Here is a 24,160-nt window from a genome sequence, read left to right as displayed (position 1 = left end):
ACGGTGCTGCGACCCATCCCGTCATCCCGGGCTCGCCTGCGGCGCCCCGGGATGACGGTGCGGGCTTCGGAGCCGCCGGCCGTCGGCGCAGCCGTCTCAGCGGTTGACCACCTGCTTCGGGGTGACGAACACGCAGACCGCGCCGATCACCAGCATGCCGGCCAGCGCGTACATGCCGGCGGCGGTGCTGCCCGTGGAATCGCGCAGGGCGCCGATGACGTAGGGGCTGGCAAAGCCCGCGAGGTTGCCCACCGAGTTGATCAGCGCGATTCCGGCGGCCGCCCCCGCGCCGCTGAGGAAGGCGGTGGGCAGGGACCAGAACAGGGGTGCGCAGGTGAGCACGCCGCCGGCGGCCACGGCGAGCGCCGCGATGGCCACGACGGTGCTCCCCGTGCTGGCGGCGACCACGAAGCCCACCGCGCCGCAGAGGGCCGGGACGATGAGGTGCCAGCGGCGCTCGCGCATCCGGTCGGCGCTGCGGCCGAGCAGGATCATCACGAAGACCGCGAACAGGAACGGGATCGCGCTGACGAGGCCGATGTTCAGGTTGCCCTGGATGCCGGACGCCTTGACGATGGTGGGCATCCAGAAGGTCAGTCCGTACTGGCCGGTGACGAAGGCGAAGTAGATCAGGCTCATGAACCAGATCCGCCCGTTGCGGAACACGGTGGCGATGGAGTGGGGGCTCTGCTCCTTGCCGGCGCCGTCGGCGGCGATGTCGCGCTCGATGACCTGCTTCTCGGCGGCGGTGAGCCACTGGGCTTCGGAGGGGCGGTTGTCGAGGTAGAAGAACACCGCGAGACCCACCAGCACCGCCGGCACCGCCTCGATCAGGAACATCCACTGCCAGCCCGACAGGCCGTAGGTGCCGTTGAAGGCGTCCATGATCCAGCCGGAGAGCGGGTTGCCGAAGATGCCCGAGACGGGAATCGCCGACATGAACACGGCGATCACGCGGGCGCGGCGATGGGCCGGGAACCAGGTCGTGGTGTAGAGGATCACGCCCGGGTAGAAGCCCGCCTCGGCCAGGCCGAGCAGGAAGCGCATGATGTAGAACGAGGTGGCCGAGTTCACGAACATGAACCCGGCGGAGATGATGCCCCAGGTGATCATGATGCGGGCGATCCAGACCCGGGCGCCGACCCGGTGCAGGATCACGTTCGAGGGCACCTCGAACAGGAAGTAGCCGATGAAGAACAGGCCGGCGCCGAGGCCGTAGACGGTTTCGCTGAAGCCCAGCTCCTGGGACATCTGCAGCTTGGCGAAGCCGACGTTCACGCGGTCGAGATAGGCGACCACGTAGCAGAGCATCAGGAACGGCACGAGCCGCCAGAACACTTTGCGATAGGTCTGTTCGACGAAATCCGCCGCGGGCGCATCGACGCCCCGCGCGGTTGCGGCCTGAACGCTCATGTTTCCTCCTGCCGGCGCGCATTGCACGTCGCCGTTCTGGCGTTGCACCATCTTATTGCGGCACTACTCGTTGTGGCAGCGCTTGCATCTTGCGTATCAGATGATGGCAGCGCTGCCAATCTCATTGTTGCGGCCAACTAAGCTTGCTATGGGCTGTGCAGCCCGGGACCGGAGATGAAGGTCGACGATGAACGTCCAGAGGTCCCTGCACGAGCCGGAGCGCCGGCTCGTGACCCTGTCCGACGTGGCCCGCGAAGCCGGAGTCGGCGAGAGCACGGTCTCGCGCGTCCTGCGCAACCAGGGCTCGTTCTCGAAGCGCACGCAGGACCGGGTCGCGGAGGCGGTGGCGCGTCTCGGCTACGTGCCGAACCGGCTGGCCGGCATGCTGGCGGGCTCCGGTTCCACGGCGGGGGCCAAGCTCGTGGGGATTGTGATCCCGTCGCTCACCAACATCGTGTTCCCGGACCTCCTGCGGGGCGCCACGGCGGTCCTCGACCGCGGCGGCTTCCAGAGCGTGATCGGGGTCTCCGACTACGACCCGGAGCGGGAGGAGGCGCTGATCGGCGCCCTCCTCTCCTGGCGTCCCGCCGGCCTCATCGTCACCGGCCTGGAACACACGCCCGGCGCGCTCGCCCGCCTGCGGGCGAGCGGCATTCGCATCGTCGAGATGATCGACACCGACGGGGCCGGCCTCGACATCGTGGTGGGATTCTCCAACCGGGCGGTGGGCTGCGACAGCGCCCGGCACCTGCTGGCACGGGGCTACCGCCGCATCGGCTTTGTCGGCCACGACATCACGCAGGATCTCCGCGCCGCCAAGCGGCTCGCGGGGTTCTGCGAAACCCTTCGGGAGGCGGGCTGCCCCCTGGCGGAGCGCGAGATCGCGTCCGGACCCTCTTCGGCCGCGGCCGGGCGGGAGGCCCTGGCGCGGCTGGTCGGCCGCCGGCCCGACCTCGATGCGGTCTACTTCTCCAACGACGACATGGCGCTGGGCGGCTACTTCCACTGTCTCGCGGACGGGATCGCGGTGCCGGGACGCCTCGCCCTGTTCGGCTTTAACGCCCTCGACATCGCCGCCGCCCTGCCGCAGCCGCTGACCACCATCCGCACGCCGCGCCTGGAGATCGGCGCCGCCGCCGCCGAGCGCCTCGCCGCCGACGGCCCGGCCGAGACCGTCGATCTGGGCTACGAACTGATCGCGGGCGCCACCGCCTGAGATCGCCCCCTCCTCCCGTGACCTGAAGGGATTTCATGAGCGAATCGAAGCTTCGCGAGCAGATCTGCCGGTTCGGCCGCTCGCTGTTCGAGCGCGGCCTGACGCCGGGCTCGTCGGGCAACATCTCCCTGCGCCTGGACGACGGCGGCTGGCTGGTGACGCCGACCAACGCGTCGCTGGGCTTCCTCGACCCAGGCACGATCTCACGCCTGGACGCGAAGGGCGCCCTGGTCTCGGGCCACGCGCCCACCAAGGAGATCCCGCTCCATGCGGCGCTCTACGACAGCCGCACGGAGGCGCGCGCCATCGTCCATCTGCACTCGACCCATGCGGTGGCGGTGTCGATGCTGCCCGAGATCGACCCCAAGGCGGTACTGCCGCCGCTGACGCCGTATTACCTGATGCGGGCCGGGGCCACGGCCCTGGTGCCGTATTACCGGCCCGGCGACCCGGCGGTGGCGGACGCGATCCGGGGGTTGGCCGGCCGCTACGCCTCGGTGCTGCTGGCCAACCACGGCCCGGTGGTGGCCGGCTCCACCCTGGAGAACGCGGTCTTCGCGACCGAGGAGCTGGAAGAGACGGCCAAGCTCTACCTGCTCCTGCGCAACCTCAACCCGCGCCACCTCTCGCCGGGGCAGGTGCAGGACCTCGTCAGCCATTTCGGCCTGACCCTGCCGGAGTCCGACGGGCACGACCACGGGCACTGAGCGGCGCGCTGAAACGCGCGCTGCGCGGCCGAGGGCCCCGTCAGGCCGCCACCTCGATCTGCGCCGTGGGCAGGGTCGCGGCGATCTCGGCGGCGATGCCGGCCGAGGCGATGTTCTTGGACTTGGCCTCGATCTCGAAATCCGCCCAGGCCATGTGGCGGGCCACCAGGGCGTTCACGGCCCGGTTCCACATCATGTCGGAATGGGCGGCCAGATCGCGCCAGTTGTGACCGGCCTCGGTCAGGGCGGCGAAGTCCGGCAGGGCGTCGGGCGTATGCCCCTCCAGCAGGGCTTCGCGCGAGACGCTGATATGGGCCACGGGGCGCACGCCCCGCCAGGACTCGCGCACCCGGGCGACGCGGGGATCGTCGGGCTCGATGTACGCACCCCGGCTCTCGACCCAGTGGTGGTGCAGGTCGAGCACCACCGGCACGACGTCGGCCAGCTCCAGCACCGTGTCCAATCCGAAGAAATTCTCGTCGTTCTCGACGGTGAGGAGATCGCGCGCTGTCTGCGAGAGCTTGGGCAGGCTGGCGCGAAACCCTGCGATGCCGGGGTCGCGGGCACCGACATGGATGTTGATGTGGGCCCCGTGCGGATGCCAGCCCTGGCCGTAGCCGAGCATCGCCATGAGTTCGGCATGGTGCTCCAGCTCCTCGATGCCGTTGCGCTGGGCCGCCGGGTTCTGCGAGGCGATGACGCAGAACGGGCCGGGATGGAAGCTCAGGCGCACCGAACCGGCTCGGGCGATCGCGCCGATCCGGGCGAGGCCGTCCTGGACGAGGCGGCGCATCTCGGGCTCGGCATAGAGGTCCCGCGCCACCGCGTGGGTGTAGCCGGGCAGGACGTTGCTGGCGATCCGCAGCAGGCGCTCGATCGCGGGCCGGGCGGCGACCCAGGCCACCTGCCGCTCCAGGGCACCGAGGTTGTGGCGCACGAGGCCCTCCAGCTTGTCCCGGCGCGCGCTGGGCGCCAGGGTCTTCAGGTGCGCCATGGTGGCGTGGGTGAGGTTCATCTGCAGGGTCGCCTCGCGGGCGGCCTTCAGGGTCTTGAAGGGCTCGGACGGTGGCTCGAGGATGAACTTGCAGCAGAAGCCGAGGCGGGGTGCGGAATCGGTCGAGGCTGGATCGGTCATGGGGCGATAACGCGGCGGAGCGGCATTGGTGCACGGCCGGAACCGGGGACCGGATGCGGTGCGTTGCCCCCGCGCCGACGGCCCCGTCGGCGCCGGAGAGCCCCATGGACGGCAAGTTTACAGAGGCCAAGCTCGCGGATCAGGTCCGGCGTGCGGCCGACCTCGCCCGTCGCCTGACCCTGGCCTATCCGCGGGGATCGCGCCGCGACGACTTCCCCTTCGCCGTGGTGGCGGCCTTCGACGCCGACATCCGGGGCCGCGTCGAGCGCGACCGCCGGATCGAGGACGAGCGCGACCGGGTGCTCATCGCCGCCGTCAACTTCGCCGAGACGCCGCCCGACGACGAGCCCGAGGCCGTGGAGCCGGCGCGAAGCGCCCTCGTGGCGGCCATCGACTATCTCGAGGAGGCGACCCTGCGCTTCGGGATCGTCAACCGCGAGGGGGCGCGGCTCGGCTACGGCGAGGCCGGCCAGCGGGTCGCGACCCCGGCCTGACGGGCGCCCCGCCGCGCTTCGCCGAATTTGTGATGCCCTGCCCTGCGACCCCGGGCCCGGCCCGCGCGTTACCCACACCCGCCGGCGCGATTCCGACGGGTCGTCCTACCAAAGTGGTCTCCTCCCGATGCGTCGCGTGTTCCCCGTCTTCATCGCCGCCGTCGCTCTCCTGGCGGGGGTGATCCTGTTCACCTTCGTCAAGCACGGCGACACCGCCCACACCCAGCCGGTGCCGGAAGCCGGCGCGAGCGCCCGCTGATGCCGCGCTGGTTGCCCCTGGCGGGCGCCGCCCTCCTCGCCATCCTGGTGGTGATCGGCCTCGGGTTCTGGAAGTACGATCGCCTGCAGGAGGCGCGCATCGAGAATGGCGGACGTCCGGCCATCCCCGCCTGCGCGCCCGACCGCATCGGCGAGACGGGACTGGCCGCCAACTGCCCCGGCACCGCCTTCCCGCCCGCCAAGGCACCCTGAGGGATCAAGGCACCCTGAGGAACCGGACGCGGCGTCCGAGACCCGGAGTGGGTAAGGGAGGCTGGACGGATGCACGCTCCCCCTGCCCGGTCCGGCCTCGGCGCCTTCCCGGCCTTGGTCTTCCTGCAGGGCAGCCTCTACGCCGCCTACGGGATGGTCTCGCCGTTCCTGCCGAGCTTCCTCGGCGACCGCGGGCTCGACGCCTCCGAGATCGGCATCGTGCTCGCAGGCGGGACGCTGATGCGCCTCGTGGCCGGACCGGTGGCGGGGCGGATCGCGGATCGCCTCGACGCCACCCGGGCTGTCCTCGCCGCCGGATCCGCCGCCGCCGGGCTCCTGGCCTTCGCCACCCTCCTGGGGCACGGCTTCCCCGCGCTCCTCGTCCTGGGCCTTGCGCAGGCCCTCGCCCTCGCGGCCCTCGCGCCCCTGGCCGATGCCCTCACCCTCGCGGCGATGGAGCGGGAGAGGACCTTCGCGTATGGCTGGGTCCGAGGCGCCGGTTCGGCCGCCTTCATCCTGGCGACCCTGGTGTCCGGGCAGGCCGTCGCCTGGGCCGGCCTGCCCAGCATCCTGGTCTCGAGCGGGCTGCTGTTCCTGCTCACCGCCCTCGCCGTCCGCCGGGTGCCCGCGGCCCCGCGGACCGGACACCCGAGCTCCCCGGCTCCGGAAGCGCCCACCCGCACCACCCTGCGCGCCCTGCTCGCGGTGCCGCTCTTCCGGCGGGTGCTCCTGGTGGCGGCCCTCGTCATCGGCAGCCACGCCCTGCACGAGGCCTTCGCGGTGATCCGCTGGCGGGCGGCGGGCCTCGGCCCCGGCACCGTCAGCCTGCTCTGGTTCCTGGCCGTGCTCTCGGAGGTCGTGGTGTTCGTCCTGTGCGGCTCCTGGCTGCTGGAGCGCCTCGGCACCGCCGGGGCGGCGATGCTGGCGGCCGGCGCCGGGATCCTGCGCTGGGCGATCCTGGCGACCACGGTGGCGGTGCCGATGCTGGCGATCGGCCAGGCCCTGCACGGCTTCACCTTCGCGCTGCTGCACCTGGCCAACATGCGCCTCCTCGCCGACCTCGTACCCGCCCGTGGCGCCGCCACCGCCCAGACCCTCTACGCGACCCTCGGCCTCGGGCTCGCGAACACCGTCCTGACCGGCCTGTCCGGGTGGCTCTACGGGCGGTTCGGGGCGGATGCGTTCTGGAGCATGGCGGCGCTCTGCGCGGGCGCGCTGCCCCTGGCGGCCGGCCTCCGGCGCCCCGCCCCGCAGGCCGTCTGAACCCGGGTCAGGGCCGGCACGCCCGCAGGAAGAAGTCGAGCGAGCGCTTCAGCGTCGCGCGCTTGACGTGGGTCATGCCCGGCCGCTCCAGGCCCAGCTCCGTCCGGTCGACGAAACCCCGGATGGTCAGGCCCAGGAAGGCATCGGCCGCGTGCCGGACATCGTCCACCGCGATCGCACCGGAGCGTACGCCGTCCTCCAGGCAGCGCTCCACCAGGGGCACCACCCGCGCCAGTCCGAAATCGTGGAGGGCCCGGGCGAATTCCGGGAAGCGTCCGGCCTCGGCCACCATCACCCGCCGGAACGCGATACAGTCCGGCGTCACCACGGTCTCGAGGATCGCCAGGGCGATGCGGTGGAGGCGCTCCTCCACCGATCCGGCTTCCGCCGCCACCTTCTCGATGGAGGGCACGTTCTCCTCGATGAACCGCACGCACACGGCCTCGAACAGATCGACCTTCGAGGCGAAGCGCGCGTAGATCGTCTTCTTCGAGAGGCCGGCCGAGCCCGCGATGGCATCGATGCTCGCCGCCTCGAAGCCCTCGGTGAGGAACACGACCCGGGCGGCGTCGAGGACGCGCAGCAGCACGTCGCCCTCGGTCCCGCGCGGCGGGCGGCCGAGGCGCCGGGGTGGCGACGGCATCACGTCCCTCTGAGCCACGGCGCGGTGTCCTCCCCCCGGGAAACGATGCCAGTCCTCTCCGGGGAAGACCAGGGACGCGGCGTGATGCGGATGTGGACCCGCGGCGTCCCGACCCGCTCCGTCAGAAGAACGCCTGCAGGCCCGTCTGCGCCCGGCCGAGGATCAGCGCATGGACGTCGTGCGTGCCCTCATAGGTGTTCACCGTCTCGAGGTTCTGGGCGTGACGCATCACGTGGTACTCGCCCATGATGCCGTTGCCGCCGTGCATGTCCCGGGCGACCCGGGCGATGTCGAGCGCCTTGCCGCAGTTGTTGCGCTTGATCAGCGAGATCATCTCGGGCGCCATCCGGCCCGCGTCGAACAGGCGCCCGACGCGCAGGGCGGCCTGGAACCCGAGGGCGATCTCGGTCTGCATGTCGGCGAGCTTCTTCTGCACGAGCTGGGTCTGGGCCAGCGGTCGGCCGAACTGCTTGCGCTCCAGGGTGTAGGACCGGGCCCGGTGCCAGCAATCCTCCGCCGCCCCCATGGCGCCCCAGGCGATGCCGTAGCGGGCCCGGTTCAGGCAACCGAACGGCCCCTTCAGGCCCGAGACGTTGGGTAGGAGCGCGTCCTCGCCGACCTCGACGTCCTCCATCACGATCTCGCCCGTGGTGGAGGCGCGCAACGAGAGCTTGCCCTTCAGGGTGGGCGCGGAGAGACCCGGCATGCCCTTCTCCAGGATGAAGCCTCGGATCGCGCCCTCATGCGCCTCGGACTTGGCCCAGACCACGAAGACGTCGGCGAAGGGCGCGTTCGAGATCCACGTCTTGGCCCCCGACAGGCGGTAGCCCCCGTCGGTCTTCACGGCCTTCGTCGTCATGCCGGCCGGGTCCGAGCCGGCATCGGGCTCGGTCAGGCCGAAGCAGCCGATCCACGCCCCCGAGGCGAGCTTGGGCAGGAATTTCTGGCGCTGCGCCTCCGAGCCGTAGGCGTGGATCGGGTACATCACGAGGGAGGATTGCACGCTCATCATCGAGCGGTAGCCGGAATCCACCGCCTCGACGGCACGGGCCACGAGGCCGTAGGCGACATAAGTCGCGCCGGCGCCGCCATAGGCCTCCGGCAGGGTGACGCCGAGGAGCCCGCGCTCGCCCATCTTCCGGAACAGCTCCGGGTTGCTGGTCTCTTGCGCGTAGGCCTCGACGATGCCGGGCAGGAGCTCCTCCTGCGCGAAGGCCCGGGCGGCCTCGTGGATGGCGCGCTCGTCGTCGCTGAGCTGGTCGTCGAGGAGGAAGGGATCGTCCCAGGCAAAGCTCGCCGAGGCGGGGGCGGTGGGCGCGGCGGAGCCGGGCGGGCGCGTCGGGGCGTTCATGGGGCGGTTCCTCGGGTTTCTGTGTTTTCGCGACCCTAACAGGCTCCGTCGGCGAGGCCACCTGTCCGGCCCGGAATCGGTTCCGGGATCGGGACCGAAACCTGATAGACAGGCGCGGCTTGAAGCGGTGCTCCGGATGCCGCCCGCACGAGAGGGAGAACCGACCATGGCCGAGACGACGGCACGCGACGACGGCTCCCGCTCCCCTGCACGGCCCCTGCCGCTCGACGGCATCCGCGTGCTCGACCTCTCGCGCGTGCTCGCCGGGCCCTGGAGCGCCATGTGCCTCGGCGACCTCGGCGCCGAGGTGATCAAGGTCGAGCACCCGGAGCGCGGCGACGACACCCGCGACTGGGGCCTGCGCACGGGGGCCACCAACACCTCGTACTTCGACGCCGCCAACCGCAACAAGCGCTCGATCACCCTCGACCTCGCCACCCCGGAGGGCCTCGCCGTGGCGCGCGACCTCGCCCGCACCTGCGACGTGGTGGTGCAGAACTTCAAGACCGGCGGCGCCGACCGCCTCGGCCTCGGCTACGCGGACCTGAGCGCCGAGAACTCGCGCCTGATCTACTGTTCGATCTCCGGCTACGCCTCGGATGGGCCTGAGGCGACGCGGCCCGGCTACGACATCGTGGTCCAGGGCGAGGCCGGCCTGATGGCGCTGAACGGCGAGGCCGACCGCCCGCCCCTGAAGTTCGGCCTCGCGGCGGTCGATCTCTTCACCGGGCAATACGCGGCCCAGGGGGTGCTCGCCGCCCTGTTCGAGCGCGAGCGCACCGGGTGCGGACGCCACATCGAACTCGCCCTGTTCGATTGCGGCCTGGCGCTCACCGCCTATTGCGGCCTGGAGGCGATGGTGCGCGGGCACGACCCCGCCCGCGCCGGCAACGCCCATCCGTCGATCGCCCCCTACGGCGTGTTCCAGGCCGGCGACGGACCCATCGTGCTGGCGGTGGGCAACAACGGGCAGTATCGCCGCCTCTGCGAGGGGGTCCTGGAGCGGCCGGACCTCGCCGCGGACCCGCGCTTCGCCACGAACCTGGAGCGCTCCCGCAACCGCGCGCAGTTCCTGCCGGCGATCGAGGCCGAGCTCGCCCGCTGGACCCGTGCCGATCTCATCGCCCGGCTGGACGCGGCCGGCATCCCCTGCGGCGAGGTGCTGGGCCTGCACGAGGCCCTGACCTCCGACAGGGCCCGGGCCGGCAACCTCGTGCTGCCCCAGGGCGGCGACGCCGATCCCACCGCCTACGTCCTCGCCCCGCCCTACCGCCTCGACGGGGAGCGCCTGCCCGTCCGCCGCATGCCGCCGGCCCTCGGAGCGTCGAGCGCCGAGATCCGGGCGGACTGCGCGGCGCGGCGCGCGGCGGAGGCCGAGCGCCCCTCGGGCGACCCGGTCAAACCGGCAGGAGGGTGAACCCGAGGCTCTGGCCGAGGAACCGAGCCGTGATCCGGCCCGGGCCGGTCAGGTCGAAGGGCACCGAGAGCGTGCCGGTGGAGACGAGGCTGCCGGCCGGGATCGTCGTGCCGCGCTCGCGCGCCACGGCCATCAGGTCCGTGAGCGCGGCCAGGGGATCGGTCTCGTCCTCCCCCGTCACGGCCCGCACCCGCTCCACGCCGTCGACCTCGACCACGAGGCCGCGCGCCACTTCGGCGAGGTCTCCCGTGGCCAGCACGGGGCCGAGCACCAGGGCCTGGAAGGCCGAATTGTCGGCCGCGAAGCTCGGCCAGCCGACGGCACGCCGATCGACGTAGCGGGACAGCACGAGCTCGAACGCCGCGCGGGTTTCGCCGACGACCTCGGCCGCCGGAACCACGGGGGCGTCGGGGGCGATGTCGCGGGCGATCCCGTAGGCGATCTCGAACTCGATCGTCGCCGCCCCGGCATGGGGCATCCGGAGTTCGGCCCCGTCGCCATGGAGCCGGTCCCGCAGTACCCGCCCGGCGATGGAGCGGCCGACCCCCGAGCTGCGCTTGCCCTTGTGGCTGCCGATGGCGAGCTTCCAGCCGGCGGAGTCTGCGCCGAGCGCCGCCACGAGCCGGTCCTGGACGTCGTAGCCCTCGGACATCGTGCGCGGACGGACGGCCTCGGGCAGTTCGCCGAGCTGCCGCCCCGCGCGATAGGCCGCCAGCAGCAGGTCCGCGGCGGGCTGGGGATCGTAGGCTTTCAGCACGGCTTCGGGCAGGAATTCTGACATGGCGGACCTCTTCGCGGCGTCGGGCCGGATGCCCAGGCTCTAGCGGATCTTTGCGTCGGCCGGTGGGCGATTCCGCCGGATCGGGCTGGCCCGGCTCCCCGCCTCATCCGGGGGGGCGCTGCGCCGCCGGCACCGCTCCGGTCCCGAAAACAGGATCGATCGGTGGAGACAGAACGGAGGGGCGGCTCCGCGGGGGGCCTCGACAAGCGCGTCGGCCGAGCCGCCGGTCGAACGATCTTGGCTGCGAAAGGATCTTGGCTGCGAACATAGAGCGGCACCGCCGACAGGATCTGGGGCGGTCGGCGCCGGAGTTCGGGCGATCTCACATGGGCGGGCAGAGATATGTTGGCAATTTCTATTGCCGGACGATCCATCCGGTCGGGGAACCGATCCCAGGGCACAGAATTATACTTCTCGATAACATCTCCGGAGGAACGCCACGTGAAATTCTCGACGATTGCCGGCGCCGCTGCCATTTTTGCGATCACGGCCGGGACCGCGCTCGCCGCGCCCTGCAACACCGGCTCGACGAAGGGCACCAGCCCGGGTCAGCAGACCATGAACGACAAGAGCTCGACGGCTGACCAGGGCAGCAAGAACCTCGCGGGCGGCCAGCAGCCCGCCTCCCCCGGAACGGTCGGCGCGATGAACAACGTGGGCGCCAACCAGATGGTCGGCGACAAGCCCGGTTCGGAGGGCAAGAACGACCAGGGCGGCGGTGTCGGCACGTCCAGCAAGAACCTTGCGGGCGGCCAGCAGCCGGCCTCGCCCGGGACGGTGGGCGCCATGAACAATGCCGGCGCCAACCAGGAGATCGGCAAGAAGGGTGACGATTGCTGATCGCCTGACGCCAACGGCACCATCAGGACGCCCGCCCGGTCTCGCCCGGGCGGGCGTCTTCGTGCGCTTCGCGGGCGGGACTGGACGCCGCCTCCGGGACCGGAGATCCCGTCAGGTATCCCGCGCGCTCCCGACCAGGGCTGCCGTCCGGTCCCGCAAGGCCTGGAGGCTGCGGTAGCCGACCGAGGCGGCGACCTGGCGCGGCGCCCACCCATCGGCCGCCAGGGCCAGGGCTCGCACGACCCGGGCCCTGGCCCGCCATTGCCCGAAGGTGAGCCCCGTCTGCCGGCGGAATCCCCGCGTCAGGGTCCGGCGGCTCAGGCCCGCCCGCGCGGCCCAGGCATCGAGATCGAGCGCTCCGGCCGGGTCGTCGATCACGCCGAGGCAGACCCGCCGGAGCCGGGCATCGCGCGGCAGGGGCAGGGTCAGGCGTGTCTCCGGGGCGCGTCCGATCTCGTCGAGGATGAGGGCTGCCAGGTGCCCACCCCGGCCGGCCTCGTCGTAGAGCACCGGCTCGTTCGTCAGGGCGGCCAGCGCGGCGGCGAGGAGGGCCGAGACCTCGATGACCCGGGCCCGGCTCGGAAAGCCGGCGATCGCCTCCCGCGCGAGATAGGCCGAGCACATCGCCACATCCCCGTGCATGACGACGGCGTGCGGAAGGCTTGGCGGAATCCACAGGGCATGGCCTTCCGGCACGACCCAGGTCCCATCCTCGGCCGTCGCCATCATCAGGCCGGCGGTGGCGTAGAGAAGCTGGGCTCGCGGATGGTGGTGCCGGTCCGTGCCGCTGCCGGCCGCGAAGGTCTTGGGCATCACCGCGACCGCGCGCGGGACAGCCTGGTAATCCTCCGCCCGGATCGAACGCATCGGCGTCTCCCTGGCCCGATCGCGTACGCCTTCGGCCCGACGCCATTCAACGGGTCAGGTAAACGGGAGGCAAGTCCCTGCGGAAGGCTGCCGGTGTCTGAGCACGAGGCGCAGCCGACGCGGATGCTTGCCGGAGGAGAGGACCGACCGATGGACGCCGAGACCCTGTCCCGCCGGACCCTGCGCTTCGTCAACGTGGCGCATGCCTTCGACCACTTCGTCCTGCTGATCTACCCCACCGCGGTGATCGCGATCGCGGCGCAGACGGGCCGGAGCTACGGCGAACTGATCCCGCTCGCCACCGGCGCCTTCGTGGCCTTCGGGCTCTGCGCCCTGCCGATGGGCTGGCTCGCCGACCGGTTCGGGCGTCGCACCCTGCTGGCGATCTTCTTCTTCGGCTACGGCCTGTCCTGCCTCGGCGTGGCGAGCGCGGGCAGTCCGACGGCGTTCCTGGTGTGGCTCTGCATGCTCGGGCTCGCCTCCGCGATCTATCACCCCGTCGGCTCCACCATGCTGGTGAGCCATGCCCGTCGCCTGGGGCGCGACCTTGGCGTGAACGGCGTCTGGGGCAATCTCGGGGCCGCAACCGCCTCGGGCGTGACGGCGCTCCTCGCCACGGCGTTCGGCTGGCAGGCGGCCTTCGTGGTGCCGGGCCTGGTCTGCCTCGCCTGCGGGACGGCGTTCCTGGCCCTCGTGCCGGGCGACGGCGCCGGATCGCAGGGCCGGGCCGGGGGCAAGCCCGTCCTCCCGGTCGCGCGCCCGATCCCGCTCCTCTGCGTGTTCGCCTTCGCGGTCGTGGCGGGCGGGATGACCTTCAACATCACCACGATCGCCCTGCCCAAGGTGGTCGACGAGCGCGTCGGCGCCGGACTGCCCCTGTTCCTGATCGGATCGGTGGCCACCCTCGTCTTCGCCTTCGGTGCCCTGACCCAACTGCTGATGGGCCGCCTCATCGACCGCTACAGCCTGCCGATCCTCTTCCTCGGCCTGTCCATCCTGCAGCCCCTCGGCCTCGGCCTCGCGGCGATGAGCACGGGCGTGCCGCTCCTGGCCGGCCTCGTGCTGACGATGGCGGCGCTCTACGGACAGGTCGTGATCAACGACGCGATGGTGGCCCGCTACGTGCCCCCGCTCTACCGCGCCCGGGCCTACAGCGTGCGCTACTTCCTCGGCTTCACCGTCAGCGGGTTCGTGGTGCCGTTGATCTGCCTCCTGCACGACCGGGGCGGCTTCGGCCTCGTGCTGGGAATCGCGGCGGCGTTCGGCGCCGTCATCGCCGCCGCCGCCCTCGGCTTCTTCGTCCTCACGCGGCAGCCGGCATCCCCCGCGGCCTGACGACGGCGGCCCTAGCCCTCGCCGTCCGGCGGCGGCTCGGCGCGCAGGAAATCGAAGTCGCAGCCCTCGTCCGCCTGCAGCACCGATCCGTAGAACAGGTGCGCGTAGCCGCGCCGCGCCCAGTCCGGTCGTTGCGCCGGGCCGAGGGCGGTGCGGCGGGCCTCCAGGACCGCGTCGTCCACGAGGACGTCGATGCGCCGGCCGGCGGTGTCGAGGCGGATGCGGTCGCCGGTCCGGACGAGCCCGAGGGGACCACCGACGGCGGATTCCGGCGTGATGTGGAGCACGATGGTACCGAAGGCCGTCCCGCTCATGCGGGCGTCGGAGATGCGCACCATGTCCTTGATCCCGCGCGCCAGGATCTTCTTCGGGATCGGCAGGTAGCCCGCCTCCGGCATGCCGGGCGCGCCCTTCGGGCCGCCGTTCTGGAGCACGAGGATGTCGTCCGGCCCGACATCGAGGTCGGGGTCGTCGATCCGGGTCGTCATGTCGGCGATGGAGCCGAACACCACCGCCCGGCCGGTGTGCTGGAGCAGGGCCGGGCTCGCGGCGCTGTGCTTGATCAGGGCGCCGCGCGGGGCGAGGTTGCCGCGCAGCACCGCCATGGCGCCGACCGGCTTGATCGGATCGTCGGCGGAGCGGATCACGGTCTGGCCCGGCACCGCTTCGGCCGCCGCCACCACGTCCCGCAGGGTGCCGCCCGCGACCGTGGCGGCGTCGAGGTCGATCAGGGCTCCGAGGTTCCGGAGCAGGGCCGGCACGCCGCCGGCATGGTGGAAATGCTCCATGTAGTGCTGGCCGGAGGGCTTCAGGTCGACGAGCACGGGCACGGCGCGCCCGAGGGCGTCGAAGGCATCGAGGTCGATCCCGTGCGGCGTCCGGTTGGCGATGGCGGTCAGGTGGATCAGGCCGTTGGTCGATCCACCGATCGCCTGCAGGACGATCTGGGCGTTGCGGAAGGCGGCCGGCGTCAGAAGTTCGCTCGGCCGCGGACCGCCCGAAACCGCCATCTCGGCGGCACGGCGACCGCTCGCCTCGGCGATGCGGATGCGCTCGGCATGAGGGGCCGGCACTGTGGCGCTCATCGGCAGCGACAGGCCGAGCGCCTCCGTCACGCAGGCCATGGTGCTGGCGGTGCCCATCACCATGCAGGTGCCCACCGAGGGGGCGAGGCGGCCGTTGACGCGCTCGATCTCGTCTTCGTCGATCTCGCCGGCGCGGTGCGCGCTCCAGAGCCGGCGGCAATCGGTGCAGGCGCCCAGGACCTCGCCCTTGTGATGGCCCACCACCATGGGACCGACGGGGATGACCACGGTGGGCAGGTCGACGCTCGCCGCCGCCATGATCTGCGCCGGCAGGGTCTTGTCGCAGCCGCCGATGACGAGGACGGCGTCCATCGGCTGGGCCCGCAGCATCTCCTCGGTGTCCATCGCCATGAGGTTGCGCAGGAACATCGAGGTCGGATGCGCGAAGCTCTCGTGGATCGAGATCGTCGGGAATACCATGGGCAGGCCGCCGGCGAGCATCACGCCGCGCTTGGCCGCCTCGATCAGGGCCGGGGCGTTGCCGTGGCACGGGTTGTAGTCGCTCGCCGTGTTGGTGATGCCGACGATCGGCCGGTCGAGGGCGTCGTCCGAGTAGCCCGCCGCCTTGATGAAGGCCTTGCGCAGGAACAGGGAGAAGCCCGCGTCGCCGTAGCTGGTGAGGCCCTTGCGCAGACCTGTGCTCATGATGCGCGTCCGGTTCCGGGTGTCAGGGGGCCACGCGGGCGCGCGGGTCGACGCGGGCGATGCGCGACAGGAGGTAGTCGACTTCCCGCCGCCCTTGCGCCGACAGGCTCGCGGCCGGCTTGCGCTGGGCGTCCGAGGCGAAGATCCCGCGCTTCTGGAAGACGTACTTGCGCACGGCCAGGCCCAGGGGACCCTGCTGCTGCTCGTATCGCAGATACGGCAGGTGCGCGTCGAAGAGGTCGTGGGCCGCGTCGCGTTCGCCGGCCCGCGACAGGCGCACGACGTCGACGAGCATCTCCGGGAAGGCGTAGCCGGTGTTGGCCCCGTCCGCGCCGCGCTCCATCTCGAAATCGAGGAACAGGCCGCCGTTGCCCGTGAGGATCGCGATGTGGCGCATCGAGCCGTCCTGCTCGAAGCCGCGCAGGGCGGTGATCTTGTCGAGGCCCGGCCAGTCCTCGTGCTTGAGCATGACGCAGGACGGGTTCTCGGTGACGATCCGGCGGATGACGGCCGGCGTCATCACCACCGAGAAGGTGAGCGGGTAGTCCTGGATCACGAAGGGCACGTCGGGGCCGATCGCCTCGGCCGCGTTGCGGTAGTAGGCCACCACCTGGTCGTCGGTGCGCAGGGTGTTGGGCGGCCCGATCATGACGCCGGCGGCGCCGAGCTCCATCACCTCCCGGGCGAGCGACCGCATGGCCGCGAAGCCCGGGGCCGAGACGCCCACGAGGACCGGCACGTCCACGCGCCCGATGACCCGCCGGGCGATGGCCACCGCCTCGGCATGGTCGAGCTTGGGCGCCTCGCCGAGCTGGCCCAGGATGGTCAGGCCGTCGATGCCCGCGCCGAGGAAGAACTCGGACATCCGGTCGAGGGAGGTCTCGTCGACCCGGCCATCGGAGTGGAAGGGCGTCGGGGCGATCGGGATCACCCCCTTGATCGCGCTGGTGAGAGCCATGGTGTCTTCCTTGGGGGGCGGTGGGGGGCGAGGAACGGAAGGGTCAGCGGACCGCCGGCGCTGCCGGCACTACCGGATTGACGAGGTTGCGCGGCGGCTGGCCGCGCAGGATGCACAGCATCGCCTCGACGGCGCCGAGGCCCATCACCCGCAGGCTGTTGGCGCTGGTGCCGGCCACGTGCGGCGTCAGGAGCAGGTTCGGGCAGGCGAGGTAGGGGTGGTCCTCGGGCAACGGCTGGGTCTCGAACACGTCGAGGGCGGCGCCCGCGATGGCGCCCGCCCGCAGGGCCGCCGCCAGGGCGTCGGACCGCACGATGGGCCCCCGCGCCACGTTGATCAGCACCGCGCCCGGCCGCATCCGGCCGATCAGCGCCGCATCGACGAGCCCGCGCGTCTCCGGGGTCAGCGGGCAGGCGACGACGACGGCGTCGCTGTCCGAGAACAGCGTCTCCCGGTCCACCGGCTCGATCAGCCCGCCGGCGGTGTGCGGGCTTCGGGAATGGCCGAGCACCCGCAGGCCGAAGCCGTGGCGGGCGATGGCGGCGACCCGGCGGCCGATCTCGCCGGTGCCGAGGATGCCCAGGGTCGTCCCGCCGATCTCGCCGAGATCGCTCGCCCGGGATTTCGCCGGAAGCCAGCCGGCCTCGCGCAGGGTCCGGTCCAGGGGCCCGAGCTGGCGGCGCAGGTGGAACAGGGCCGCGAAGACGTACTCGGCCACCGCCTGGGTGTTGCTGCCGGGCAGGTTGGCCACCGGGATGCCGCGGGCGGTCGCCGCCGCCAGGGGCACGAAGTCGAGCCCGACGCCGTGGCGGACGATGCCGCGCAGGAGGGGCGCGTGGTCGAGGATGTCGTCGGGCAATTGCGCCCGCACGATCAGGCCCGCCGCCTCGGCCGCCAGGGCGCGCAGGGTCTCGGGCCGGGTGTCCGCGGCGGTGACCACCCGGGCCTCGCCCGTGAGCCGGGCGACGGCCTCCGGATGGATGGGATTGGTCAGGACCACCAGGGGGCGGAGGTCTGGCGATCGTTCGGGCCGGGATGCGCTCACGCTCTGTCTGCCTTCGGGAATGCGGGCGGGGCCGATCCGGGATCGGGCGGCCTGCGGTGGCTCAGGGGTCCTGTCCCGCCACCTCGATGCGGGCCTTGAGGATCTCGATGAGGGCACGGTCGCGGCGCTCCGCCAGGACCGCGAGCGAGCGGCCGGCGGCCTCCGCCGCGATCCCGGCCACGATCCGGTCCTTCACGTCCTCGGTGAGCTCCGGCGTCCCGAGGCTGGCCCAGCGCCGGACCTGGCTCGGCCCGAGATGGTCGAGATAGTGCCGGATGCCGCCCGCCCCGCCCCCGAGATGATAGGTCATGTGCGGCCCCATCGCGGCCCAGCGCAGGCCGGGGCCGTTGCACAGGGCGGCGTCGATGTCGGCGACGCTCGCCACCCCTTCGGCCACGAGGTTGACGGCTTCCCGGTAGAGGGCCGAGGCGAGGCGGTTGGCGATATGGCCCGGCATCTCGCGGGCGAGCACCACCGGACGGCGCCCGAGCCGGGCGTAGAAGGCGGCGGCCCGGGCCGCCGTGGCGGGGTCGCCCGCCACGATCTCCACCAGGGGCACGAGATGGGGCGGGTGGAACGGGTGGGCCACCAGGATCCGCTCCGGCCGGGCGCAATCGGCCACGAGGGCGCTGCGCAGCATCGCCGAAGTGCTCGAGGCGACGAGGATCGAGGGGGCCAGCCGGCGATCGACCTCCATGAGCAGCGCGCGCTTCACCGCCTCGTTCTCCGGCGCGTTCTCCTGCACGAAATCCGTGTCCGCGAGCGCGTCCTCCAGCCGGTCGTGGAAGCGCAGCGTGCCCTGCCCGTTCAGGCCGAGCTCGGACAGCTGCGCCCGCGCCGCCTCCACCGCCCAGAGGGCCGCCGCCGCGAAGCCGGGCGCCGGGTCGTAGGCCGCCACGTCGAGGCCGTGGGCGAGGAACAGGGCCGCCCAACTGGCGCCCAGGGTGCCGCAGCCCAGCACGGTGACCCGTTCGATTTCATCCGCTTCGATGGCCGTCAAAACTCTCTCCCGGGCGGGTTTACTTTCGAATCCAGAATACGCTTATTCAAGCCCGTACCGACCGTTTTCGCGGCGGACGAAGCGGGCGACACGACCCGCGACCGGAGGAAGCCGATGTTCAAGCGTCATGCGACCGCGCGCGCAGCCCTGCTCGTTCTCGCGACCCTGGGGGCCCTCGGCAGCGCCCGGGCCGAGGACGTGGTGCGCCTCGGCAACCTGAAATTCGCCCATTACGGCGCGATCTCCTACATGAAGGAGATCGCGCCGAAATACGGCCTGAAGATCGACGAGAAGGTCTTCGCCAAGGGCGCCGACATCTATCCCGCCATGGCGGTGGACCAGATCGACATCTCGGCCTCGGGCGCCGACGGCGCGGTGGCCGCGCGCGGCAACGGCGTGAAGCTCTACGTGGTGGCGGGCTTCGCCAATGGCGGCGTGCGCATCCTGCGCCGGCCCGACCTCGACACCGTCAAGACCTTGAAGGACGTCAAGGGTCTCAAGGTCGCCACCGTCCGGGGCGGCACCCAGGACCTGATGCTTCTGGCCGAGCTCGACAAGCACGGGATGACCTGGTCCGAGCGCGCCGGCAAGGACGTGCAGCTGATCTACTTCAACAACTACGCCGACCTGAACCAGGCGCTGGCGCAGAAATACGTCGACGTGATCTGCCAGAGCGAGCCGCAATCGACCCAGGCCATCAGCGCCGGCTACGCCACCGAGGTGGTCAAGCCCTACGACACCCCCATCGGCGTGCCGGTGCGCCCGCTGGTGATGACCGAGAAGATGTACAACGAGCGGCCCGAGGTCGCCGCCAAGGTCCTGAAGCTGTTCGTGGCCGCCACCAAGGCCTTTATCGACGATCCGGCGCTGGCCGAGAAGTACGTCCGCGAGACCGTGTTCAAGGGCCAGCTCTCGAGCCAGGATTTTCGCGACGGCATGGCCAACGCGAAGTACACCTACGACGTCCCGGCCGGGCACATGCAGACGACGACCGACTACATGATGAAGTACGGCCTCGGTAAGATGGTGAACCCGCCGAAATCCGATGCCGAGTGGGTGAAGACCGATCTCCTCGACAAGGCCAAGGCCGAGCTCAAGACGAACTGAACCGCAGCATGAACCGGCTTCGCGGCGCCATCGTCCCCCTCGTCCTCCTCGTCCTGTGGGAGATCCTCAGCCGGGCCGGCGTGTTCTCCCCCATCGTGCTGCCGCCGCCGAGCGCGGTGGCGGTGAAATGGTATCACGGCCTCCTGCCCGGCCTGCCCTACGACCCGGCGATCGAGAGCCACTGGCGCTGGATGCTCTCCGGCGAGATGCCGCACGACGCGGTGGCGAGCCTCGGCCGCGTGATCATGGGGTTCTGCGTCGGGGCCGGGCTCGCGGTGCCGGTCGGCCTCATCCTCGGGACCAGCGATCGGCTCTACGCGCTGTTCAACCCGCTTCTCCAGATCCTGCGGCCGATCCCGCCCATCGCCTACATTCCCCTCGCCATCGTGTGGTTCGGCCTCGGCAATCCGCCGGCCCTGTTCCTGATCGCGCTGGGCACCTTCTTCCCCGTGCTGGTCAACACCATCGCGGGGGTGCGGCAGGTGGATTCGATCTACATCCGCGCGGCCCGCAACCTCGGGGCGAAGCCCTGGACAATGTTTCGCCGGGTGATCCTGCCGGCGGCGAGCCCCTTCGTGCTCGCGGGCATGCGCATCGGCATCGGCACCGCCTTCATCGTGGTCATCGTCGCCGAGATGATCGCGGTCTCGGACGGGCTCGGCTACCGCATCCTCGAGGCGCGCGAGTACATGTGGTCGGACAAGATCATCGGCGGCATGCTCACCATCGGCATCCTCGGCCTCATCATCGACGGGGCGATGTCGCGCCTCAACGACCACCTCCTGCGCTGGCATCGCGGCCTTGAACGCTGAACCGGGACGCCTCACCATGTCGGCGCACATCGAGATCGCCCACGCCAGCAAGGTGTTCGGGGCGGGCGCCGGCGCCGTGCCGGCGCTGGACGACATCACCGCGACGGTGCCGGAGGGGCAGTTCCTCTGCCTGCTCGGGCCGTCCGGCTGCGGCAAGTCCACCCTGCTCAACGCGGTGGCGGGCTTCACGCCCCTCAGCGCCGGGCAGATCCGCATGGGCGGGCGCCCGGTGACGGAGCCGGGGCCGGACCGGGGCATGGTCTTCCAGGAATACGCTTTGTTCCCCTGGATGAACGTGGAGGACAACGTCCGCTTCGGTCTCGACATCCAGGGCGTGCCGCGGGCCGACGCCACAGTGACGGTGGACCGCATCGTGGCCACCCTCGGCCTCTCGGATTTCCGCAAGCGCTACCCGAAGGACCTGTCCGGCGGCATGCGCCAGCGCGTGGCCATCGCGCGCATCCTGGCGCTGGACCCGCCCGTGATGCTGATGGACGAGCCCTTCGGTGCGCTGGACGCCCTCACCCGCCGCACCCTGCAGGACGAGCTCCTGCGGATCTGGGCCGAGTCCCGCAAGACGGTGATCTTCGTCACCCACTCGATCGAGGAGGCGATCTACCTCGCCGACCGCATCCTGGTGATGACCTACCGGCCGGGCCGCATCAAGCGCGACATCACGGTCGAAATTCCGCGCCCGCGCGACACGGCCTCGGGCGAGTTCAACGCCCTCAAGCGCGAGCTTGCCGGGCTGGTGATGGCCGAGCAGCAGCGCTTCACCCGCGCGGAGCTGCATGGCGCGGCCATGGATTGAGCGCAGCCCTTCGACCTGACAGAAGAAACGCCCGCAGGCCGGTGGGCCGCGGGCGCTGAAGGTTGTTGCCAATCACCCGAGGACCAGCACGGGCAGCCCGGGAATGAAAGCGGTTCGGGCGCCGGCTGGCAAGATCAAAAGCGTCCCATGATCGGTGGCGCCTGGCCAGAACGGTCGCTTATTCAGAAAAGGGCCCTTTGCGCAGGCCCTCGGACAACTGGAGTGCCTCGAGGACGGCCTTGCCGATGCGGTCCGCCTCGTCCTCGCCGGCGGCATTGGCCAGGACGACGGCCACGGGGCGGGGCACCGACAGGGCCTGCGCCCCGACCGTGACCTGAAGCTCGTCGCCGTGGGGAGCCTCGATGCGGCGCAGCCCGACGCGCAGGCCCGCCGCTTCCCCGAAGACGCGCTCCAGGCCCGCAAGGGCCTCCCGGCTCGTGCCGAAATCGCCCGTGATGACGTCAGCCATGCGTTCTCTTCCTTCCGGCCGGTGGGGCGGATGCGCGGACCCGGTCGCCGGCGGACTGAGCACAGGCAGGTCGGGCGATCAGGAGGTCGACCATTCCCGCTTGACCTCGTCGGCCGGCCGGTCGAGGCGCACGGTGTTGCCCTCGACGGACTGGACGAAGTCCACCGGAATGAAATGGTGGAGGCCCCCCGCCTCCGCGTCCGTCTTCGTCAGCTTGATCTCGCCCTTATCGACGTGATCGACGGTGCCGACATGGGCGCCGTCCGAGCCGACCACGTCGGCATGTTCCTGGATCTGCGAGACATCGACCATCGGCATCACTCCCTGTTGCCACGTCAACGGGAGCGGCGAGGTGGTGTTCCGGCCCTCAGGACGGGGTGCAGGACCCGAGGCCGGCCGGGCAAGCCCGGTCGCGCCGCGCGGCGCGCGCCATGTTGATGAGTTCGCGGGCGGTGAGGCCGCGTGCCGGGATCTCGGAGGCATCCGGCCGGGCGGTCGCGGGTTTCGTGGTCAGGATCGGTCGCCCGAGGGCGAGGCCGCTGGATTGCAGCGTGGTGTCGTGACTCCGCCAGAGCCGCCGGAGCCGCAGGGCCCGAGCCTTGTCGGCCCGGGTTTCCTCGGTCCGGGCGCTGCCGACCCGCGTGTCGATTTCTGCCGTCATTCGTCCCCGTCCCGTTCCTGTGGACGGGCGAATAGCAAAGCTTGCGCGGCGGCGACATTCTTGAAGTGGCGGCTTCCTGCGCTAGGGCCCGGATCACCGGACCCTCGACCTCCGCCAGGAAGGCCAGGTCCTCCACGGGCAGGCCCAGGGGCAACCGGGCGGCGCGCGTTTTTTGCGGACCGGCCGGCCATGCCCCCCAGATGGCCGGCCATGCCCCCCAGATGGGGTGCGGCACCGAGCGACGGTCGGGCTCGGCGGCCTCTGGCGCCGCGTCACGCCGAGGTCTTCATCGATCCTTAACCATGATGCGTCAGGGTGTGCTCAAGCCGGTGGCGCCCGTGGGGCGCCAGACCGGCGACGGCCATGCCGCCGGATCGGGTGACGCCGGATGTACGCGCACCGGATCCTGGCGGGCATGCCCGTCGGAGTCGCGCGTTCGCGGAACCGCGAAACCCCCGCGCCGGATGCGGCGTTGATGCTGATCCCTCGGGCAGGGTCTCGCCTCGGGCTCCCTGCGTGCCCGGACAGCCTGCCTCAACCCGACGCATCCGGACGGTGACGCATGGCCCTCCTCTTCGCCCTCCTCCTCATCGGCATCCCCATGGCGCTGGCCGCGATGGAACTGGCCCGCATGCGCGCTTCGCGCCCGCTCTGAGGACAGCGCCGAGGCCCGAGTCGGGGGGCAGCGCCCCCGCGGGCAGCCCCGGCCGCAGATCGCGTTCCGACGGACCTCTCCCCAGGGGTGGCCCCACCCGCGGTCGATTGGGGGGAACGCGGAGCGGGGCCACACTGGCCATCGGGGGGACGCGGCCAGCCCTTCGACTATGACCGGCGCGCCGGGGGGCGGCATTCACCCACGTTACGACCCGTGCGAGAAGAATCCCGCGCCGGGCGGCGCTTCGCATGAGCGTCACGCAGGGGGACGGCCCCTCCGCTTTGCCTCAGCGCATCAGCCGCTCCTGCAGGAAGCGGTCCTTGCGGCGCTTCGAGACGTAGGACCGAGCGGCGTAGCCGAGGGCAAATCCCAGCGCGATCATGACCAGAACGGCCAGGAGCTGGAGTAGGAACGCGATCAGGACGCCGAGTGTGATACCCAGGGCGAAGAGCGCATAGCCGGTGCCGCGGGTGCGCGGCTTGCTCATTTCCACGGCGGCGGCCAGGCGGACCCCATGGATGTTCCTCTGGATCGAACCCCGGAGGGATTCGATCCAGGCGTCGAAAGTGTTGGAACCGTGCATCGGACGTCGCTCTGCGTGTAGGCGGGTGGTGAATCGGCCACACATCAGCCTATCGCAAGCGCATCGGCTTGGTGAAGGGCGGCCCCGGGAGGATGCTTCGGCTGTCCCGTCTCGTCCCGTCGCTGCTCGTTCGGCGCAGTCGAGGCCCCGTCAGGCCGCGCGCGAGGTCGGGCGTGCGGCTCTGTTCAGAAGGCGTTGGTGCGGCGGGTGATTTCGGCCAGGACGGTGCGCAGGAGGATCTGGATGTCGAGGCGCAGGCTCTGGTTCTCGATGTACCAGAGGTCGAGGGCGGCGCGGCGCTGCATGTCGGCCAGGGTGGGGGTGGGCCCGCGCGAACCGTTGATCTGGGCCCAGCCGGTGATGCCGGGCTTGACGGCGAAGCGGTGGCGGTAGGTC

General features: G+C 71.4%; 27 protein-coding genes. 12 read left to right on the top strand and 15 right to left on the bottom strand.

The window, feature by feature from the left end:
- Window positions 1-96: 96 nt before the first annotated feature.
- Window positions 97-1,413 (bottom strand): MFS transporter, encoded by a 1,317-nt coding sequence (locus ASF20_RS04175; RefSeq protein WP_056271144.1) that lies wholly within the window; start codon window positions 1,411-1,413, stop codon window positions 97-99.
- A 205-nt stretch (window positions 1,414-1,618) separates the two neighbouring features.
- Between ASF20_RS04175 and ASF20_RS04170 the strand changes: the two genes are divergently transcribed.
- Together ASF20_RS04170 and ASF20_RS04165 are read left to right on the top strand one after the other, a co-directional pair.
- On the top strand, window positions 1,619-2,629 hold the full coding sequence (locus ASF20_RS04170; RefSeq protein WP_200917496.1) for a LacI family DNA-binding transcriptional regulator: 1,011 nt from the start codon (window positions 1,619-1,621) through the stop codon (window positions 2,627-2,629).
- A 35-nt stretch (window positions 2,630-2,664) separates the two neighbouring features.
- Window positions 2,665-3,336, top strand: a complete 672-nt coding sequence (locus ASF20_RS04165; protein WP_056271141.1) for an aldolase — start codon at window positions 2,665-2,667, stop codon at window positions 3,334-3,336.
- A gap of 40 nt (window positions 3,337-3,376) precedes the next feature.
- Here the strand turns inward: ASF20_RS04165 and ASF20_RS04160 are convergent, their stop codons facing one another.
- Window positions 3,377-4,471, bottom strand: a complete 1,095-nt coding sequence (locus ASF20_RS04160; protein ID WP_056271138.1) for a UV damage endonuclease UvsE — start codon at window positions 4,469-4,471, stop codon at window positions 3,377-3,379.
- Between the two features lie 104 nt (window positions 4,472-4,575).
- Here ASF20_RS04160 and ASF20_RS04155 point away from each other — a divergent pair, with 104 nt between their 5' ends.
- The 4 genes from ASF20_RS04155 (at window position 4,576) to ASF20_RS04145 (ending at window position 6,699) form a co-directional block, all read left to right on the top strand.
- On the top strand, window positions 4,576-4,965 hold the full coding sequence (locus ASF20_RS04155) for a hypothetical protein (protein WP_056271135.1): 390 nt from the start codon (window positions 4,576-4,578) through the stop codon (window positions 4,963-4,965).
- Between the two features lie 127 nt (window positions 4,966-5,092).
- The gene (locus ASF20_RS25230) at window positions 5,093-5,224 is read left to right on the top strand and encodes a hypothetical protein (protein WP_280136466.1); all 132 of its coding nucleotides are present in this window, start codon (window positions 5,093-5,095) and stop codon (window positions 5,222-5,224) included.
- Window positions 5,224-5,436, top strand: coding sequence for a hypothetical protein (locus ASF20_RS04150; RefSeq protein WP_056271132.1), 213 nt, complete (start codon window positions 5,224-5,226; stop codon window positions 5,434-5,436). Before ASF20_RS25230 ends, ASF20_RS04150 begins: the two co-directional genes overlap by 1 nt.
- A 69-nt stretch (window positions 5,437-5,505) precedes the next feature.
- Window positions 5,506-6,699 (top strand): MFS transporter, encoded by a 1,194-nt coding sequence (locus ASF20_RS04145; RefSeq protein WP_056271129.1) that lies wholly within the window; start codon window positions 5,506-5,508, stop codon window positions 6,697-6,699.
- A gap of 7 nt (window positions 6,700-6,706) precedes the next feature.
- Here the strand turns inward: ASF20_RS04145 and ASF20_RS04140 are convergent, their stop codons facing one another.
- Complete coding sequence (locus ASF20_RS04140) at window positions 6,707-7,360, bottom strand: TetR/AcrR family transcriptional regulator (protein WP_156389826.1); 654 nt, start codon at window positions 7,358-7,360, stop codon at window positions 6,707-6,709.
- Between the two features lie 103 nt (window positions 7,361-7,463).
- Window positions 7,464-8,693 (bottom strand): acyl-CoA dehydrogenase, encoded by a 1,230-nt coding sequence (locus tag ASF20_RS04135; protein WP_056271125.1) that lies wholly within the window; start codon window positions 8,691-8,693, stop codon window positions 7,464-7,466.
- 166 nt (window positions 8,694-8,859) lie between these two features.
- On the opposite strand from ASF20_RS04135, the gene ASF20_RS04130 reads away from it, so the two are divergent.
- Entirely contained in the window at window positions 8,860-10,110 is a 1,251-nt protein-coding gene (locus ASF20_RS04130) for a CoA transferase (RefSeq protein ID WP_056271123.1), read from the top strand.
- Here ASF20_RS04130 and ASF20_RS04125 read toward each other — a convergent pair.
- Window positions 10,091-10,891: a fumarylacetoacetate hydrolase family protein gene (locus ASF20_RS04125; RefSeq protein ID WP_056271120.1), complete on the bottom strand. Its 801-nt coding sequence runs from the start codon at window positions 10,889-10,891 to the stop codon at window positions 10,091-10,093. The two genes, ASF20_RS04130 and ASF20_RS04125, sit on opposite strands and share 20 nt — an antisense overlap.
- 441 nt (window positions 10,892-11,332) lie before the next feature.
- Between ASF20_RS04125 and ASF20_RS04120 the strand changes: the two genes are divergently transcribed.
- Window positions 11,333-11,731, top strand: coding sequence for a hypothetical protein (locus ASF20_RS04120; RefSeq protein WP_056216603.1), 399 nt, complete (start codon window positions 11,333-11,335; stop codon window positions 11,729-11,731).
- A 111-nt stretch (window positions 11,732-11,842) separates the two neighbouring features.
- On the opposite strand, the gene ASF20_RS04115 is transcribed toward ASF20_RS04120, so the two are convergent.
- A complete protein-coding gene (locus tag ASF20_RS04115; RefSeq protein WP_056271117.1) occupies window positions 11,843-12,598 on the bottom strand; it encodes a helix-turn-helix transcriptional regulator in 756 nt (251 codons plus the stop codon).
- Window positions 12,599-12,748: 150 nt separating this feature from the next.
- Here ASF20_RS04115 and ASF20_RS04110 point away from each other — a divergent pair, with 150 nt between their 5' ends.
- Window positions 12,749-13,933, top strand: coding sequence for an MFS transporter (locus tag ASF20_RS04110; RefSeq protein ID WP_056271114.1), 1,185 nt, complete (start codon window positions 12,749-12,751; stop codon window positions 13,931-13,933).
- Between the two features lie 11 nt (window positions 13,934-13,944).
- Here the strand turns inward: ASF20_RS04110 and ASF20_RS04105 are convergent, their stop codons facing one another.
- The 4 genes from ASF20_RS04105 to ASF20_RS04090 all read right to left on the bottom strand — a co-directional run bounded on the left by ASF20_RS04105 (window position 13,945) and on the right by ASF20_RS04090 (window position 18,666).
- A complete protein-coding gene (locus tag ASF20_RS04105; protein ID WP_056271111.1) occupies window positions 13,945-15,663 on the bottom strand; it encodes an IlvD/Edd family dehydratase in 1,719 nt (572 codons plus the stop codon).
- A 22-nt stretch (window positions 15,664-15,685) separates the two neighbouring features.
- Window positions 15,686-16,621, bottom strand: coding sequence for a dihydrodipicolinate synthase family protein (locus tag ASF20_RS04100; protein ID WP_056271108.1), 936 nt, complete (start codon window positions 16,619-16,621; stop codon window positions 15,686-15,688).
- 43 nt (window positions 16,622-16,664) lie between these two features.
- A complete protein-coding gene (locus ASF20_RS04095; protein WP_056271106.1) occupies window positions 16,665-17,666 on the bottom strand; it encodes an NAD(P)-dependent oxidoreductase in 1,002 nt (333 codons plus the stop codon).
- A 61-nt stretch (window positions 17,667-17,727) separates the two neighbouring features.
- Window positions 17,728-18,666: a 3-hydroxyacyl-CoA dehydrogenase NAD-binding domain-containing protein gene (locus ASF20_RS04090; protein WP_244476322.1), complete on the bottom strand. Its 939-nt coding sequence runs from the start codon at window positions 18,664-18,666 to the stop codon at window positions 17,728-17,730.
- Window positions 18,667-18,780: 114 nt separating this feature from the next.
- Between ASF20_RS04090 and ASF20_RS04085 the strand changes: the two genes are divergently transcribed.
- The 3 genes from ASF20_RS04085 to ASF20_RS04075 are packed head-to-tail and all read left to right on the top strand — an operon-like array spanning window position 18,781 to window position 21,396.
- A complete protein-coding gene (locus ASF20_RS04085) occupies window positions 18,781-19,773 on the top strand; it encodes an ABC transporter substrate-binding protein (RefSeq protein ID WP_082487023.1) in 993 nt (330 codons plus the stop codon).
- 8 nt (window positions 19,774-19,781) lie between these two features.
- On the top strand, window positions 19,782-20,585 hold the full coding sequence (locus ASF20_RS04080; protein ID WP_056216591.1) for an ABC transporter permease: 804 nt from the start codon (window positions 19,782-19,784) through the stop codon (window positions 20,583-20,585).
- A 16-nt stretch (window positions 20,586-20,601) separates the two neighbouring features.
- Window positions 20,602-21,396, top strand: a complete 795-nt coding sequence (locus ASF20_RS04075; protein WP_056271103.1) for an ABC transporter ATP-binding protein — start codon at window positions 20,602-20,604, stop codon at window positions 21,394-21,396.
- A 178-nt stretch (window positions 21,397-21,574) separates the two neighbouring features.
- Here the strand turns inward: ASF20_RS04075 and ASF20_RS04070 are convergent, their stop codons facing one another.
- The 5 genes from ASF20_RS04070 to ASF20_RS04050 form a co-directional block, all read right to left on the bottom strand.
- Entirely contained in the window at window positions 21,575-21,865 is a 291-nt protein-coding gene (locus tag ASF20_RS04070; protein WP_056216586.1) for a hypothetical protein, read from the bottom strand.
- A gap of 78 nt (window positions 21,866-21,943) precedes the next feature.
- Window positions 21,944-22,177, bottom strand: a complete 234-nt coding sequence (locus ASF20_RS04065) for a DUF2171 domain-containing protein (protein ID WP_056216583.1) — start codon at window positions 22,175-22,177, stop codon at window positions 21,944-21,946.
- Window positions 22,178-22,232: 55 nt separating this feature from the next.
- On the bottom strand, window positions 22,233-22,526 hold the full coding sequence (locus tag ASF20_RS04060) for a hypothetical protein (protein ID WP_056216580.1): 294 nt from the start codon (window positions 22,524-22,526) through the stop codon (window positions 22,233-22,235).
- A 941-nt stretch (window positions 22,527-23,467) separates the two neighbouring features.
- Window positions 23,468-23,764, bottom strand: a complete 297-nt coding sequence (locus ASF20_RS04055; RefSeq protein WP_056271100.1) for a hypothetical protein — start codon at window positions 23,762-23,764, stop codon at window positions 23,468-23,470.
- 185 nt (window positions 23,765-23,949) lie between these two features.
- Window positions 23,950-24,160: sugar transferase (locus ASF20_RS04050; RefSeq protein ID WP_200927185.1), on the bottom strand; the 211-nt coding region annotated here is incomplete at its 5' end.

The organism is Methylobacterium sp. Leaf88, from assembly GCF_001422795.1.
Taxonomy (GTDB): Bacteria; Pseudomonadota; Alphaproteobacteria; order Rhizobiales; family Beijerinckiaceae; genus Methylobacterium.
The sequence above is the reverse complement of the archived record's forward strand: the minus strand, read 5'-3'. Positions and strand labels throughout refer to the sequence as shown.

Coding starts and splice junctions, on each gene's coding strand:
- ASF20_RS04155 (WP_056271135.1), top strand. CDS start 4,576: ATGGACGGCAAGTTTACAGAGGCCAAGCTCGCGGATCAGGTCCGGCGT.
- ASF20_RS04165 (WP_056271141.1), top strand. CDS start 2,665: ATGAGCGAATCGAAGCTTCGCGAGCAGATCTGCCGGTTCGGCCGCTCG.
- ASF20_RS04100 (WP_056271108.1), bottom strand. CDS start 16,621: ATGGCTCTCACCAGCGCGATCAAGGGGGTGATCCCGATCGCCCCGACG.
- ASF20_RS04055 (WP_056271100.1), bottom strand. CDS start 23,764: ATGCACGGTTCCAACACTTTCGACGCCTGGATCGAATCCCTCCGGGGT.
- ASF20_RS04085 (WP_082487023.1), top strand. CDS start 18,781: ATGTTCAAGCGTCATGCGACCGCGCGCGCAGCCCTGCTCGTTCTCGCG.
- ASF20_RS04115 (WP_056271117.1), bottom strand. CDS start 12,598: ATGCGTTCGATCCGGGCGGAGGATTACCAGGCTGTCCCGCGCGCGGTC.
- ASF20_RS04135 (WP_056271125.1), bottom strand. CDS start 8,693: ATGAACGCCCCGACGCGCCCGCCCGGCTCCGCCGCGCCCACCGCCCCC.
- ASF20_RS04160 (WP_056271138.1), bottom strand. CDS start 4,471: ATGACCGATCCAGCCTCGACCGATTCCGCACCCCGCCTCGGCTTCTGC.
- ASF20_RS04175 (WP_056271144.1), bottom strand. CDS start 1,413: ATGAGCGTTCAGGCCGCAACCGCGCGGGGCGTCGATGCGCCCGCGGCG.
- ASF20_RS04145 (WP_056271129.1), top strand. CDS start 5,506: ATGCACGCTCCCCCTGCCCGGTCCGGCCTCGGCGCCTTCCCGGCCTTG.
- ASF20_RS04075 (WP_056271103.1), top strand. CDS start 20,602: ATGTCGGCGCACATCGAGATCGCCCACGCCAGCAAGGTGTTCGGGGCG.
- ASF20_RS04105 (WP_056271111.1), bottom strand. CDS start 15,663: ATGAGCACAGGTCTGCGCAAGGGCCTCACCAGCTACGGCGACGCGGGC.
- ASF20_RS04070 (WP_056216586.1), bottom strand. CDS start 21,865: ATGGCTGACGTCATCACGGGCGATTTCGGCACGAGCCGGGAGGCCCTT.
- ASF20_RS25230 (WP_280136466.1), top strand. CDS start 5,093: ATGCGTCGCGTGTTCCCCGTCTTCATCGCCGCCGTCGCTCTCCTGGCG.
- ASF20_RS04065 (WP_056216583.1), bottom strand. CDS start 22,177: ATGGTCGATGTCTCGCAGATCCAGGAACATGCCGACGTGGTCGGCTCG.
- ASF20_RS04060 (WP_056216580.1), bottom strand. CDS start 22,526: ATGACGGCAGAAATCGACACGCGGGTCGGCAGCGCCCGGACCGAGGAA.
- ASF20_RS04080 (WP_056216591.1), top strand. CDS start 19,782: ATGAACCGGCTTCGCGGCGCCATCGTCCCCCTCGTCCTCCTCGTCCTG.
- ASF20_RS04130 (WP_056271123.1), top strand. CDS start 8,860: ATGGCCGAGACGACGGCACGCGACGACGGCTCCCGCTCCCCTGCACGG.
- ASF20_RS04110 (WP_056271114.1), top strand. CDS start 12,749: ATGGACGCCGAGACCCTGTCCCGCCGGACCCTGCGCTTCGTCAACGTG.
- ASF20_RS04150 (WP_056271132.1), top strand. CDS start 5,224: ATGCCGCGCTGGTTGCCCCTGGCGGGCGCCGCCCTCCTCGCCATCCTG.
- ASF20_RS04125 (WP_056271120.1), bottom strand. CDS start 10,891: ATGTCAGAATTCCTGCCCGAAGCCGTGCTGAAAGCCTACGATCCCCAG.